Below are 15,579 nucleotides of genomic sequence, written 5' to 3'. Positions count from 1 at the left end.
AGCTTTTAGAAATAAAACTAATCTCGCAAAGGCGCGAAGTCGCAAAGAAAGTATTTAAACTTGGCGGCTTTGCGACTTTGCGTGATTTTCTAGTCATAATTATCTAAAAAAAGCTTAACTTAATGACATTAGCTTAAATCCTTCACGCAAATCCGGTGCAAAATTACAACTTATAATGATTCATCAGCATTTTTTCATACACTTTATCCGGAAGCGCACGTTTTAAAACAATTGAGAATTTCTGCATAAAAGCACCAACTTTATAATGCACATTCGGTTTTTTCTCCTGCATGATCTTATAAACAAATTCAGCCATTTCATTTGGATTACTTCCTGCATCAACATGCTCATTCATTGCAGCAAGCGTGTCTTGATAAACTTTTTCATAAGCCGAACCTTTAATAACAGGTGCATGATAACGTCCTGAAGCAATATTGGTTGCGAAATCTCCCGGAGCAACATTCGTAATTTCAATTCCAAAAGACTTTACTTCCATACGCAAAGCTTCCGTAATTAATTCCAAAGCTCCTTTTGAAGCTGAATAAACACTACGATATGGCAATCCCATATAACCTGCAATCGAAGTAATATTAATAATCAAACCCGATTTTTGTTCTCTCATCTGAGGTAAAACAGCTTTCATTACCTCAATTGGACCAAAAAAATTAGTTTCAAAATTGTTCTTAATTTCCTCCATCGGAATTTCTTCTAACGGGCCAGTAATTCCAACTCCGGCATTATTAATCACAACATCTAATCTACCTGAAGTTGCAATAATTTTAGCCACAGCAGACTTTATAGATTCAACATTTCGAACATCCAAAGCCACAAGTGGAAAAATAGAATTCAATACTTTTTCAGGATTTCTGCTGGTTCCATAAACTACGAAACCTTTTTTATGTAAAAATTCTCCAATTGATTTTCCAATCCCTGAGGATCCTCCGGTAATTAAAACGACTTTGCTCATTTGTAGGTTAGATGTTAAATATTATAAGTTAATGGAATCACTACTAAATTATACCGGATAATAATTTTAACGCAAAGAACGCTAAGCTTTTTATCTTAAAGTATCTTTAGAAAACACAAAGTTCGCAAAGCTAAATCAACACAAAGCTTTGCGAACTTTACGTTTTTTTTTATAAAAACTTAAAAGTAAAAAGCTTAGCGTTCTTTGCGGTATTTTTTTTTCTTCACGTATTTTAGAGCTGACAGCACTTTTCTCAGCTCCAAAAATAAAAAAATCCTCCATAAGGAAGACTACTTTTGAATTAATTCTAAAAAAAAATCCCATAAATGGGACTATAAAAATAAAAAAAAATGGCAAGCGACCTACATCGCACCGCTCAACCACGTACCCTTGCTATGTTCCCATCCTGGGGGAGTCTGCAGGAGCTGGTCGTGTAGGACTTGCCGGTGCAAATATACAATCTTTTTATATTTTTGCAAGACCTTTGTTGCTATAAAAATATCATCGTATATTGGCTTATTCAAAATTTAAACTATGAAAAAATATAACTTCCTAACTGTCATTTTATTAGGAATCACATTAATTGGATGTGGAGATACAAAAAAAGGTGAAAATTCTTTGTTTAACATCGATGATTCTGCTTTTCCGGCTCATTTTTTGCCTCAAGAATCGATTTCTATCGGAATTTTGAACCCAAATTCGAAAGAAATCGACAGCGTTGCTTACTTTATTAACGACAAAAAAGTGGGTAGTTCTAAAGGTGCTGAAAAATTCAAATTTGAATTAAAAGATCAAAAATTAGGATATCAATACTTAAAAGCTACCGTTTATTTTGGTTCTAATTCTTCAGACGCTACTAAACGTGTTGAGTTGGTTTCGAACATTGAACCAAAACTATTAAAATACAAAGTGATCAATACTTATCCTCACGATAAAAAATCATTTACTGAAGGATTAGAATTTCACAATGACACTTTATACGAAAGTACAGGTCAGGAAGGAGCTTCTTACCTAAGAAAATACGATTATAAAACAGGAAAAATTTTCAAACAAATTGATCTTGATAAAAAATATTTTGGAGAAGGAATCACCTTCATCAACGGAAAGTTATTTCAATTGACCTGGCAAAATAAAACCGGATTTATCTATGATGCCAAAACTCTTAAACTAGAAAAAACCTTTGCTTATGATAAAGATATCGAAGGTTGGGGAATGACAAATGACGGTAAATACATTTATCAAACAGATAAAACAGAGAAAATCTGGAAAATGGATCCTGCAACTCAAAAAATGGTTGATTACATTAATGTTTACTCAGGAACTTCAAAAATCAAAGCAATAAATGAATTAGAATGGATTAACGGAAAAATCTATACTAACGTTTGGTTTAAAGATGCAATTGCAGTTGTTAACCCAACTTCTGGTGCGGTTGAAGGAATTTTGAATATGACCGACTTGCGCAAAGCTATGCCAGATATTACTAAAGATGACGTTTTAAACGGAATTGCTTACAATCCTAAAACCAAAACTATATTTGTAACAGGTAAAAACTGGAGCAAAATGTTTGAAATAACAGTTTCAGAATAAACGAAACAACTTCAAAAACACGAATTTCACAAATTTCACGAATTATTCCGTGATAATTTGTGAAATTTGTCTTTTAAAACACCTTTATACCATTAAATCTATATCATGATAACTCTTATAACAAACATAAAAGAATTGCTTCAGGTTCGTGAAACTTCAATTTCTAAAGTTTCAGGTGCTGAAATGGCCATTCTTCCAACGATAAAAAATGCTTTTTTAATTTTAAAAGATAATCTGATTCATGATTTTGGATCTATGGAGAATCTGCCGGAAATTAAAGCAGATAAAACTATCGATGCAACGGGACAAATTATTCTTCCATCTTGGTGCGACAGTCACACGCATATTGTTTATGCCGGTAATCGTGAGCAAGAGTTTGTGGATAGAATCAATGGTTTTACCTATGAAGAAATTGCTAATCGCGGTGGCGGAATTTTAAATTCAGCTAAAAAGCTTAACGAAACTTCAGAAGAAGAAATTTATGAGCAATCAAAAGTTCGTTTAGAAGAAGTTATGCATTTAGGAACGGGAGCTGTCGAAATTAAATCCGGTTATGGATTAACAATCGAAGGCGAAATAAAAATGCTTCGTGTCATTAAAAAACTATCTGAAAATTATCCAATTACAATAAAAGCTACTTTTCTTGGCGCGCATGCTTTTCCGTTGCATTACAAAGAAAACAAAGCAGGTTATATTGAGGAGATTATCACTAAAATGTTACCTGAAATTGCTCAAAATAAATTAGCTGAATACATTGATGTATTTTGCGAAACAGGATATTTTTCTGTTGAAGAAACAGAACAAATTATGCAGGCAGGAATAGAATTCGGCTTAAAGCCAAAAATTCACGTAAATCAATTCAATTCTATTGGAGGAATACAATCCGGAGTTAAATTTAAAGCCCTTTCTGTCGATCATCTTGAAATTATGAATCCTGAAGACATTGAAGCCTTAAAAGACTCTGAAACGATGCCTGTCGCTTTACCGTCTTGTTCTTACTTTTTAAGTATTCCGTATACGCCAGCACGCGAAATGATAAAAGCAGGACTTCCTTTAGCATTGGCTACAGATTTCAATCCTGGTTCTACTCCATCGGGAAATATGAATTTTGTAGTTGCAACGGCTTGTATTAAAATGAAAATGACGCCCGAAGAAGCCATAAATGCCGCAACTATTAATGGCGCATATGCAATGGGAATTTCAGAAACTCACGGAAGTATTACAAAAGGTAAAAAAGCCAATTTAATCCTCACAAAACCTATTTCATCTTATTACCAAATTCCATATGCATTTGGAAGTAATTTAATCGAAAGTGTTTTTGTAGAAGGAAAAATTATATAATGTAAAGCGATAATTTATTATTATTTTTTAATCGTTAAAATAAGTATAAAAATCTTACATAAATTAGTTCCTTCCGAAATAAGGGAGTATGTTTACAAATCAGATTTTTAGATATGAAAAATTTAGTTCTAATAGTAAACATAGATAAATTTGGTTTGAAACAAAACGTTTCAAATACCAATGCATACATGTATAACTGTAAGAACATCTTAACATTGTCTTCTTTATTAAAATTAAAAATCTTCCCGAATTATTAAGCATCGCGAGTGTGCTTAATAAAATCCTATAAAACTTTTTTACAATACAATTTCAATTTAGATTGAATGTTGTGACTCGCTATAAAGTTTTTATTTATTACGAATAAATTATAGGATCAGGATTAAACTATTTTTTAATAATAAAAACAAAATATCATGGCTAAGAAAGCTCCAACAACAGATCTGAAAGCAAAAAAACAAGAGAAAATTCAAAAAAAATTAGAACAGCAACAAACTAAAAAAAGAAAATAGACACCCAATTAATGTGATTTTTAATTGAATAAAAAAAGGTCTGTGAAAAACTTCACAGACCTTTAATATTTTAGTGGTATTCTAATTTCAGGTAGTTTCTTATCTCAAGTTAAAACTTGTTTTAGAAACTAATTCGTCATTATCATAAACATTGATAAAGTACGTTCCTTTAGCAAAATCTTTACCTGGTAAGTCTTCACTAACATTTACTGTTTTGTTTTCGTACTTCACAGTAGTTTTAAAACTATAAGTTAAAGAATTATCACCAAAGTTTTCTGTTTTCTTTTCGCCTAAAACATTATTTTTAGCATCGATAACTTGTACATAATACGTTTTATCTCCAGATTTAGCGATTTGATTTTCAGCAATAGTAAAACTAATTTTTAAGATATCAGCACGACTAGCTTTATCTGTTTCGATTTGTTTTCCTGAGCTTCTCAATTTGTATGCAGCAGTTTTTGTATTTAAAACTGATAATTTAGCGCCTTTTTCAACTGTCTTAGCAAGCTCTTCGTTTTGACCAACTAATACCTCATTATATTTTTTAGATTCACCTAAAACTGTAATAGTACTATCTCTCTGAACTGTCAAAGCACCATTTTGTTTTTTCAATTCGTCGTTTTCAGCTACAAGAGTTTTCATTTTTCCTTGCATAGCCTGAACTTGTGATCTGTATTTAGATACATCACCTTTTGACTTATTCAAATCATCCATCAAAGCTACCACTTTATCTCTTTCCTGAATTAATTCGTCAGACATAGAAGTGTTTTCGGCAATTGCAGCATCGTAAGTTGCTTTTAATTCTTGCAAATCTTTCATAACAGATTCTTTCTCTGTCATAGATGTTGTAAGTTCAGTTTTAACCACCTCTGTATCAGAAGACAGTTTAAAAATATACACTAAGCTACCAATTAGTAGGACTGCTAAAACTGCGATTATCGCCTTTAGACTTGAGTTGTTGTTCTTTGGGTTTTCCATATTTAATAATTTTCTTTAAAACAAATTTAAGAATTAATATATCTTAATAACGTAAGTTGTTACAATTATATTATTTTTGGAAAATATTTTTTTTTAATGGAGAAACTAATTCCTTTTACTGTAAATGATTTAGCAAAAGTCACAAATCATAGAAGTGGTGAAATAAAATTTGGAGAGAAAATGATTGTCATTCCCAAAGGAGTCGACAAACTTACTTTCCTTAAAGAAAGTGAAGCTAAATATGTGCTTTTGGGAATCCCGGAAGACATCGGTGTGCGCGCTAACTTCGGTAGACCCGGAGCGGCTTCTGCATGGGAAAGCGCCATTAAAAGTATTGCTAATATTCAGCACAATCGTTTTTCAAAAGGCAGTCAGATTATTGTTTTAGGACAAATTAATGTACTGGAAGAAATGCGTGATGTCGAAAATCTTGATTTCAATGATATCGACGATCGATCAAAACTAAGTCAGTTAGTAGAAAAAATAGATAAAGAAGTTTCTCATATTATTTTCACCATTGTAAAAGCAGGAAAAACTCCAATTATCATCGGCGGAGGCCACAATAACGCCTACGGAAACATAAAAGGTTCGGCTTTAGCCAAAGGAAAACCAATCAATGCGATTAATTTTGATGCCCATTCTGATTTTAGAATTTTAGAAGGACGTCACAGCGGAAACGGTTTTTCTTATGCTTATGAAGAAGGTTTCCTAAAAAAATACTTCATCTTCGGTTTACACGAAAATTACACTTCAAAAAGCGTCTTAGATATCATCAAAAAACTAGAAGATCGTGTTCGCTACAATACTTATGACAGCGTAAATATTCGTAAAGAAAAAGATTTTGACAGAGAAATGGCTTTGGCTTTAGAATTTATCAGAACTGATTCTTTTGGAATTGAAATTGATTTGGATGCAATTCCAAACATTGCGAGCAGCGCGATGACAATTAGCGGATTTTCGGTAGAAGAATTAAGACAATTTATTTCCTTTTTCGGATCACATAGAAATGCTACTTATTTGCATATTTGCGAAGGTGCACCAGATTTAGCAGATTCTCCGAACAACAATTTAATTGGAAAATTAATTGGTTATTTAGTAACGGATTTCATTAAAGCCAATAATGAAAAAGAATAAAAACTGAGAATATTATCCCCTAAAAATCAGGTCATTTACCAAATAAAGTAAGTTTCAAATCAAGGTTTGATTGAATAAACCTATCTTTGCACAGAATTTTAGTACTTAAAACTAAATTCTTAATACCTAAGATATGTTATTCGAAGATTTATCACTTTCAAAAAGTATACAAAAAGCCGTATTTGAAGAAGGCTACTTAAATCCTACTCCTATTCAGGAACAATCAATTCCGATTGTTTTGGCTGGACGAGATTTAATCGGTTGCGCACAAACAGGTACAGGAAAAACGGCCGCTTTTGCCATTCCAATCATACATCAATTACACCGAATTGTTGGTTCTTCTAAAAAAGCCAAAGTAATTCGTGCTCTTATAGTAACTCCAACACGTGAATTAGCGGTGCAAATTGGTCAAAGTTTTGACACTTATGCAAAATATACCAACTTAACACAATTAACGATTTTTGGAGGTGTTTCGCAAAACCCGCAAGTAGATACCTTAAAACAAGGTGTTGATATTCTGGTTGCAACTCCGGGAAGATTACTTGATTTACAAAAACAGGGTTTTCTTGATCTGGATCATTTACACACTTTGGTTTTAGATGAAGCAGATCAAATGCTGGATATGGGTTTTATAAACGATGTAAAAAAGATCGTAAAACTAACTCCTAAAAACCGTCAAACGCTATTATTTTCAGCTACAATGCCAATTGCAATTCGTGAATTGGCAGAAATGTTCCTGAAAGATCCTGCAAAAGTTGAAGTTTCTCCGGTATCATCTACTGCCGAAAATGTTGAACAACGTGTTTATTTTGTTGAAAAAACAGAGAAAAGAAATTTATTATATCATTTAATAAAAAACGAAGATTTATCGAATGTTTTGGTTTTTTCGAGAACTAAACATGGTGCAGATAATGTTGTAAAAGCACTTCGTAAAAAAGATATTCCTGCTGAAGCAATTCACGGAGACAAATCTCAAAATGCAAGACAACGCGTTTTAGATGCTTTCAAAAATAAAGAAGTTGGTGTTCTTGTAGCAACCGATATTGCAGCGAGAGGTATTGATATTGACCAATTACCATTTGTAATTAACTTTGATTTACCTAATATTCCTGAAACTTATGTTCATAGAATTGGACGTACAGGACGTGCAGGAAACGGAGGAATTGCAATCTCTTTTTGTAGTAAAGACGAACAACCTTACTGGAAAGACATTCAAAAATTGATAAAAGTTGATGTAAAAACAATTACAGATCATCCTTATCCATGGCATTCCGGAAGCCCTGAAGCATCGGCTGAAAAACCTAAAAATTCAAACCGAAGCGGTGGTGCTCATAAATCAAGGAAATCAAACGCTTCTAAACAAAATAAAAAACGCTGGTATTAAACTGAGCGTTTAAATATTAAATCAATATTGAACACGAATTTCACCAATTTACGCTAATTTCAATTAGGCTAATTCGTGAAATTCGTGTTTTTTTTCATACTTCTTTACATCTTAACAACCGTTTTTTGCTTCGTTTATTAAGTAATTTATAATTTTAAATAACTTAACCGGTTCAAATGGTTTTATAATAATATCGTTTATTCCTGACGAAATCGCTTCTTCTGCAATTTCATCTTTATCAAAAGCAGTAAGCGCTACAACAGGCGTTATTATACCCTGCAAACGAATCCTTTTAGTAGTTTCAAATCCATTCATTAATGGCATATTTATATCCATTAAGATCAGATCAAACGTTTCATTTTCTAAGATTTTAAGTGCCGAAAAACCATCATCTACAACATTACAGATGTAGTTATTTTTCTCAATTATTTTCTTAGTAACCAATTGATTAATAAGATTATCTTCAACAATTAATATCTTATAAATTTCGTTTGAAGTTAAATCAACTTCGATTTCTTCGATAATAGTTTTCGTTTTTTGAGGATCATATTCAAACGGAATCATAAATGAAAAAGAAGTTCCTTCGCCAATATCGCTTTCCAGTGTTATTGTACTTCCAAAAAGCCCTAACAATCGTTTTACAATACTTAGTCCTAAACCGGTTCCTTGATAATCTTCATCTTTTCTTCCTACCTGAACAAACTTTTCGAAAATTTTTCCCTGATCAATTGCTGCAATTCCAACGCCATTATCCCTAATTAGAAAATCCAGAAAATACATTTTACCTTCTATTCCGTCAAGATTTACAATGATTTCTACTTCACCATCTTTAGTAAATTTCAGTCCATTACTTACTAAATTCATTATAATCTGGGCCAATCTCAACTTATCTCCAATCAAATATTCAGGAATATCCGGGTCTATAGATACATTAATTTTGTTATTGTTTTTTTGAGATAAAAAGGACAAGGAGTTTTTTATCATTGTAATTTCATCCGAAATATTAAATGTCAAACTCTCCAGAACGACTTTGTTCTCTTCTATTTTATTGATTTGAAGAATATCATTTACTAAAGACAATAAATATCTGGCCGAAAATTTCAAAGCACTTAAATGCTGACTTTGCGACAATTCTTTATGTTCTTCCAAAAGCATGTTAGTTATACCCACTACTCCATACAACGGAGTACGCAATTCGTGGCTTATAGTCGAAATAAATTGTGTTTTAAGCATCGAAGCCTCTTCTGCAATTTCTTTTGCCTTTAAAAGCTCTAAATTGTGCCTTTTCTTAAATCTGATGTTTTTTATTAAAGTGACAATTAATAAAAGTAAAATAAAAGAAATAACGATAAACAGAATAACAATAATTCTGGATTTTTTTAAACTTTGATATTGCGTTATTTTTTCGTTTTCGATTTTATCAATTTGCCTTTTGTACTCATCCAATTCAAGATTAAAACCTGCAATAGAAGCTTTCTTAACCTTTTCATCATTATAGATTTGTTCCGTTATTTTATTATAGGCAGATAAATTGGCATAGGCTTCCTTAAAATCTTCATTTTTAGTCAAAAATTTTGAATACTCTAAATGCGCATATGACAAATCTAATTTTTCTACATGCTCATTCCCAAACTTTATAGCTTTCTCAAAATAATCACGAGCTTTAGCATCGTCATCTTTGTAGCCGCAATACATACCGTTTAACATATTAATGATTATAACGGTATCATCATCTCCAACTTCCTTCTGGTGTTTGTTTACAAAACTTAAATAGGGATATCCTTTTTCGAAATTACCAATATCAAAATAAGCCCACGCGAGATTGACATTTGTAAAATATATTTGGCTCAAATCTTTGATCTTAGCACTTAGTTCGATGGATTTTTTATAAAAATAGATTCCTTGTTTGTATTGTTTCTTTTCAAAGCAATATATATTACCCAGATTATTATATAGCATATTCTTAAAGCCATCATTTTTGGCTTTATCAGCATATAAAAGGCTTTTTTTATAAAAAAAAATTGCTTTATCATATTCTACCAAATCATTATAATTGGCACCGATTATATTGTAAGATCGGGCAATAAAATAATCATTTTTAGCAATTGTTGATTGATTAAGCGCAACCCTTGAAATAATTAATGATTTTTCGTAATTTGACTCTCTATAGTTCGAAAGTGCTTCTAATATAAGTTTATCGATTTTTTCTGTTGACAAATTATTCTGTGCCCATAAATTAAATGAAAATAAATTCATCAACATGAAACACGATAAAAAGATTCGAAATCGAAACATAATTTGGGGAATATTTATTCAAATATACATTATTAAGACAAAAAAAAACAGCTTGATTTTTACAAAGTTCTTTTTTGTTTAATCATTTACTCAGAATGTTTTACAAAAAAAAGAACTTGTACTTTCCTCTTAAAAATGAAACTCTGTCAAAAAGCCAAAAGACATTGGATAAATCAAGATTATAAGCAAAATTCCTCGAAAAAACATAAAAACAGTAAAAAGACGAATTAACCTTGAAAACACATAAATTTTAACACTTTAAATAAAAAATAATTTTATCTTTAACAAAATTTACGACACAAGCCCCAAGTGTTTTAGAAGATTGGTGCATTAAAAACAAAAATTATGTTAGAAAACTTTTTAAAATTTACTGAAGTAGAAAAATTAACTAAGGCACAACAAAAAACAATTCAAGGTGGTGATGTTCCAGAAGACGAAGGAAGAAAAGGAAAAGTAGCATAATTACTGCATAAGTTTGTAGTTTGAAATATTCTCAAAACTGCAAATTATTATTAAAAACAAAACCGTAACACACTAAAGTCTGTTACGGTTTTTTTATTATTTATTAAGAAAGTAAAATTAATTCTCTTCCTCTAATTCTAAGTTTCCTTCTTTACCATCTTCCCATTGTCCAACAACAGATGTTGCCAAAGCATTTCCTAAAACGTTTGTAGCACTTCTAAACATATCACAGAAGTGATCAATTGGTAAGATTAACGCAATTCCTTCGACAGGAATTTTAAACATCCCACAAGTTGCTGCAACGATTACTAAACTCGCTCTTGGGACACCTGCAATACCTTTACTGGTTAACATTAAAACCAAAAGCATAGCCATTTGAGTTCCTAAATCTAAATGAACGCCATAAAACTGAGCGATAAAGATACTGGCAAAAGTCATGTACATCATACTCCCGTCAAGGTTAAATGAATATCCAAGCGGTAACATGAATGCTACAATTTTATTTTTAACCCCAAAATCTTCTAATTCTTCTGTTAATTTAGGAAAAACAGCTTCACTACTTGTTGTTCCAAAAGCAATTGCCAGTGGTCCAACAATACGTCTTAATAACTCTGTCATTCTTCCTTTTAAGAAAATATAACCTACAGCAATCAAAACAACCCATAAGGTACTGATTCCGACTAAAAATGATCCGAAGAATTTAAAATATGTAATTAATAATTCTTCTGCATCTCTAATAGCAAATACTCCTGCAATGGCACCAAAAACTCCAATTGGAGCAAAGTTCATTACATAATTCACCATTTTTAAAACGATATGTGATGCTTTATCAAAAGCATTTATAATTGGTTTTACAGTGTTTCCTAATGAAGCCGCTGCTAATCCAAAAAAGATAGAAAATATTACGATTTGCAAAATTTCATTGGTTGCCATTGCTTCAAAAATACTTTTAGGAACAATATGCTCTACGAAATTCTCAACAGACAAGACTTTTGTTTTAGCAGTAACTTCTGTAGCTGCCGCCATATCAACGTGATCCAATTTCAAACCTACTCCCGGCTCTAAAAGATTCACATAAAACAATCCAATTAATAAGGATATAAAAGAAGCTGTAAAAAACCAACCAAGTGCTTTTCCTCCAATTCTTCCAACGGTTTTAATATCTCCCAATTTTGCAATTCCAACTACAAGAGTTGTAAAAACTAAAGGAGCAATAATCATTTGCACCAATCGGATAAAAATGGTCGCAAGCATTTTTATTTTATTACTAAACGATACTGCCGCTTCTTGCGAAATTGAATTATGAATAATGATTCCCAAAGCCGCTCCAAGTACCATTGCAATTATAATTTGCCCTGTTAATCCTGAAAAAAATGATTTCTTTTTGGTTTCTGTAACTTGCATTAATTTATTTATTTAGAATTAAAATATTAAGACCCTCACTGTCTTAATTTTTATTAATATGTTTTGTTGATTAAATAAAAATCAGCCAAAACAATCGCTGCCATTGCTTCAACAATTGGCACTGCGCGAGGTACAACACACGGATCATGACGTCCTTTACCGGTCATTGGTGTAATATTTCCTTTATTATCTAATGAATCCTGAGTTTGCATGATAGTCGCAACTGGTTTGAAAGCTACTCTAAAATAGATATCCATTCCGTTACTTATTCCACCTTGAATTCCTCCTGAAAGATTTGTTTTTGTAGTTCCGTCAGGATTGTATAAATCGTTGTGTTCACTTCCTTTCATTTCAGAACCAGAAAATCCGCTTCCGTATTCAAAACCTTTTACGGCATTAATAGAAAGCATTGCTTTTCCTAACTCAGCATGTAATTTATCAAAAACAGGCTCGCCTAAACCAACCGGAACATTTTGAATTACACAAGAAACGATTCCGCCAACAGTATCTCCTTGTTTACGAATATCACGAATATATTCTTCCATAATTGCCGCCGATTTTTCATCAGGACAACGAACAGGATTACTTTCTATTTTCGAAAAATCTAAATCTTGGTATGGAGTATCCAAATGAATTGGACCAACTGAAGAAACGTAAGCATTAATTTTAATCTCCGGCAACATTTGTTTTGCAATTGCACCGGCTACTACTCTACTTGCAGTTTCTCTTGCAGAACTTCTTCCGCCACCGCGATAATCACGAAAACCATATTTTTGGTCGTATACATAATCAGCGTGACTTGGTCTGTAATTATCTTTTATATGTGAATAATCATCTGATTTTTGATTGGTATTCGGGATAATAAAACCAATTGGTGTTCCGGTAGTTTTACCTTCAAAAATACCAGATAAAAACTGAACTGCATCCGGTTCTTTACGTTGTGTTACAATTGCCGATTGTCCTGGTTTTCTTCTGGACATTTCAACTTCAATTGCTTCCAGATCTAGTTCTATTCCTGATGGACATCCATCAATAATTCCTCCTAAAGCTTCACCATGAGATTCACCAAATGTAGTAACTTTATATAGGGTGCCGTAGCTATTTCCTGCCATTGTATTTAGTTTTGAGCAAATGTAAGTTTTATGAATTAAATTAAAAAATTTAAACTTAGTATTATTATATAAAGGCGAACCAGATTAAAAATCACAATTTGTTAAAATTGTCGCCAAATTGATAACCTTTTGATAAAATAAATCCAGCTAGAGTTTCTTTTATTTGCTAAACTTCAAAAAACGAAAAATTGAAAAAACGAAATGTTGAATTGGTCATCCTGTCAGATGTCCATTTGGGAACTTACGGAAGTCACGCTAAAGAACTAAACAACTACTTATCAAGCATTAAACCAAAAACATTAGTCTTAAATGGCGACATAATTGATGCTTGGCAATTTAGAAAATCATATTTCCCAAAAGCACATTTAAGAGTCATTCAACGCATAATTGGAATGGCATCTAAGGGAACAAAAGTGTATTATATTACTGGAAACCACGACGAAATTCTTCGAAAATTCAGTGATATGAATATGGGAAATTTTGCGTTGGTCGATAAATTAGTTTTAGAACTTGACGACAAAAAAGCGTGGATTTTTCATGGAGACGTTTTTGACGCTTCCGTTCAGCACTCGAAATGGATAGCAAAACTTGGCGGCTTAGGTTATGATTATTTAATTCTTACCAATCGTTTTGCAAATTGGTGTTTGGCTAAACTTGGAAGAGAACCCTATTCGTTTTCTAAAAAAATCAAAGCCAGTGTGAAAAAGGCCGTAAAATTCATTTCAGATTTCGAAACTACCGCAACAGATTTAGCAATCGAAAAAAATTATGATTATGTAATTTGCGGACACATTCACGAACCAAAAATTATTACTAAAGAAAACAAACACGGCTCTACTTTATATCTAAATTCAGGTGATTGGGTCGAAAATCTAACTGCTTTAGAATACCATAAAAAGCGTTGGAAATTGTATTCTTATGCTGAAAGTAATTTTACAGAAGAAGAAAATCTTTTTGAGATGGAAGACATTTTAAGCTCTCAGTTAATTTCATCTATTATTCTAAACAAATAGAGCTTTCAAACTTAAATCCCTCTAATTACAGGAGTTAAACATACTTTCAATTTGATTTTATTACGATCAAAAATGTGAATTATGTAACAATTTCTAAAAATTTTATACGTTTGAAAATGGTGTGACACATTACATTTGAAAAATAATTAATAACCATTTTCATGAAAAAAATAATTTTATCAGCCATTATGCTATTAGGATTAGCGTTTACGGCTCAATCACAAGAAATTTCAAAACATGCTTTAGGAATTCGTTTAGGCGACAATAACGGTTTTGGTGGTGAAGCATCTTATCAATTAGGTTTAAATCAAAAAAACAGACTTGAATTTGATTTAGGATTTAGAAACAGTAGCGATGTTGATGCTATTAAAGCAGTTGCACTTTATCAATGGGTTTGGAACATTGATGGCGGTTTTAACTGGTATGCTGGTGTTGGTGGTGGTATTGCTGCATGGGATCACGATTATTACAACAACAATTACAAATATAACGACAGCGGAACATACGTATTTGCAGCTGGAGACATCGGAATAGAATACAGATTTAGCGAAGCGCCAATTACACTATCATTAGATGCAAGACCAGAAATTGGTTCTGGATATTATGATGATGACAATTTTGGATTTGACGTTGGTTTAGGCGTTAAATTTAGATTCTAAAATTTAGAATAAAAGTAAAAAATAATTGTAAAAGAAAACCTGTCGTTTCACTGCGACAGGTTTTTTTTATGCTTTTATCAGACTGAACTAAGTCGAAGTTTCTTATCGAGCTGATTTAACCGCAAGGCACGCAAAGTTTTTATTCTGGAGCACGTTTAACAAACACAAAGTTCGCAAAGCAGGATCAATAGAAAGCTTTGCGAACTTTGCGTTTTTATAAAACCCACATATAGAAAAAAAACTTTGCGTGCCTTGCGGTTAAATTCAGTCAGACATTTTCACATTTCACATCTAACATTTGACATCTATTTTATAATAATATCTTTTTTAGAATGAATTTTCACAACTGTATAAGGATATGTAATCACTTGCATCACCATTGCGTCTGCAGCAGGATTATTTTCTTTTACTGTAATAATAATATTTTTATCCGTTTCTTCAACTTTTTCAACACCAATAGAATATCCACCGGTATTTTTTTCTCCCATATTCAGGATAACATAATTTGAATTACTAATATCAGTCTGTTTCATTTTATCAGCCAAAAGCGGATCATTTTCTAACATTTTGATTTCGTTAGGTTCGGTCAAAATTTCAAAAAATTTGATATTTCCTCCTCCATCAGATTGTTCCGTTAGAACTTCATACAAAACTTTTGAATCTGTTGTCTTTTTTACTCCACAAGAAACCATAGCAAAAACTGCCAAAACCGAAATTACTTTTTTCATTTATGC

12 protein-coding genes and 1 other RNA gene are annotated in these 15,579 nt (G+C 32.0%); 6 read left to right on the top strand and 7 right to left on the bottom strand.

The features are described 5' to 3' along the window. Window positions 1-163 precede the first annotated feature (163 nt). Both C8C83_RS17700 and ffs read right to left on the bottom strand, forming a co-directional pair. Window positions 164-967: an SDR family oxidoreductase gene (locus C8C83_RS17700; RefSeq protein ID WP_121329720.1), complete on the bottom strand. Its 804-nt coding sequence runs from the start codon at window positions 965-967 to the stop codon at window positions 164-166. 348 nt (window positions 968-1,315) lie between these two features. Next, window positions 1,316-1,413, bottom strand: an RNA gene (gene ffs / locus C8C83_RS17695) — signal recognition particle sRNA small type. Window positions 1,414-1,501: 88 nt separating this feature from the next. Between ffs and C8C83_RS17690 the strand changes: the two genes are divergently transcribed. Together C8C83_RS17690 and hutI are read left to right on the top strand one after the other, a co-directional pair. Beyond that, entirely contained in the window at window positions 1,502-2,554 is a 1,053-nt protein-coding gene (locus C8C83_RS17690; protein WP_121329718.1) for a glutaminyl-peptide cyclotransferase, read from the top strand. Window positions 2,555-2,659: 105 nt separating this feature from the next. Continuing rightward, a complete protein-coding gene (gene hutI / locus C8C83_RS17685; RefSeq protein ID WP_121329717.1) occupies window positions 2,660-3,895 on the top strand; it encodes an imidazolonepropionase in 1,236 nt (411 codons plus the stop codon). A 608-nt stretch (window positions 3,896-4,503) separates the two neighbouring features. Here hutI and C8C83_RS17680 read toward each other — a convergent pair. Then, window positions 4,504-5,382, bottom strand: coding sequence for a hypothetical protein (locus C8C83_RS17680; RefSeq protein WP_121329716.1), 879 nt, complete (start codon window positions 5,380-5,382; stop codon window positions 4,504-4,506). Between the two features lie 96 nt (window positions 5,383-5,478). Between C8C83_RS17680 and C8C83_RS17675 the strand changes: the two genes are divergently transcribed. Together C8C83_RS17675 and C8C83_RS17670 are read left to right on the top strand one after the other, a co-directional pair. Continuing rightward, window positions 5,479-6,516: a formimidoylglutamase gene (locus tag C8C83_RS17675; protein ID WP_121329715.1), complete on the top strand. Its 1,038-nt coding sequence runs from the start codon at window positions 5,479-5,481 to the stop codon at window positions 6,514-6,516. A gap of 133 nt (window positions 6,517-6,649) precedes the next feature. Next, window positions 6,650-7,900: a DEAD/DEAH box helicase gene (locus C8C83_RS17670; RefSeq protein ID WP_099708647.1), complete on the top strand. Its 1,251-nt coding sequence runs from the start codon at window positions 6,650-6,652 to the stop codon at window positions 7,898-7,900. A gap of 111 nt (window positions 7,901-8,011) precedes the next feature. Here the strand turns inward: C8C83_RS17670 and C8C83_RS17665 are convergent, their stop codons facing one another. The 3 genes from C8C83_RS17665 to aroC all read right to left on the bottom strand — a co-directional run bounded on the left by C8C83_RS17665 (window position 8,012) and on the right by aroC (window position 13,173). Next, entirely contained in the window at window positions 8,012-10,156 is a 2,145-nt protein-coding gene (locus C8C83_RS17665; protein ID WP_233566118.1) for a response regulator, read from the bottom strand. A gap of 618 nt (window positions 10,157-10,774) precedes the next feature. After that, on the bottom strand, window positions 10,775-12,061 hold the full coding sequence (locus tag C8C83_RS17660) for a dicarboxylate/amino acid:cation symporter (protein WP_121329713.1): 1,287 nt from the start codon (window positions 12,059-12,061) through the stop codon (window positions 10,775-10,777). Window positions 12,062-12,114: 53 nt separating this feature from the next. Then, window positions 12,115-13,173 carry a chorismate synthase gene (gene aroC / locus C8C83_RS17655; protein ID WP_056249796.1) on the bottom strand — a complete coding sequence of 353 codons (1,059 nt, stop codon included), beginning with the start codon at window positions 13,171-13,173 and terminating at the stop codon, window positions 12,115-12,117. Between the two features lie 188 nt (window positions 13,174-13,361). Between aroC and C8C83_RS17650 the strand changes: the two genes are divergently transcribed. Together C8C83_RS17650 and C8C83_RS17645 are read left to right on the top strand one after the other, a co-directional pair. Then, window positions 13,362-14,186 (top strand): UDP-2,3-diacylglucosamine diphosphatase, encoded by an 825-nt coding sequence (locus tag C8C83_RS17650; RefSeq protein WP_099708650.1) that lies wholly within the window; start codon window positions 13,362-13,364, stop codon window positions 14,184-14,186. A 161-nt stretch (window positions 14,187-14,347) separates the two neighbouring features. Beyond that, window positions 14,348-14,845: a hypothetical protein gene (locus C8C83_RS17645; RefSeq protein WP_121329712.1), complete on the top strand. Its 498-nt coding sequence runs from the start codon at window positions 14,348-14,350 to the stop codon at window positions 14,843-14,845. Between the two features lie 305 nt (window positions 14,846-15,150). Here C8C83_RS17645 and C8C83_RS17640 read toward each other — a convergent pair whose 3' ends face one another. Next, on the bottom strand, window positions 15,151-15,573 hold the full coding sequence (locus C8C83_RS17640; protein WP_121329711.1) for a protease complex subunit PrcB family protein: 423 nt from the start codon (window positions 15,571-15,573) through the stop codon (window positions 15,151-15,153). Window positions 15,574-15,579: the final 6 nt, after the last annotated feature.

It is taken from the genome of Flavobacterium sp. 90 (assembly GCF_004339525.1).
Lineage (GTDB): Bacteria > Bacteroidota > Bacteroidia > Flavobacteriales > Flavobacteriaceae > Flavobacterium.
The sequence above is the reverse complement of the archived record's forward strand: the minus strand, read 5'-3'. Positions and strand labels throughout refer to the sequence as shown.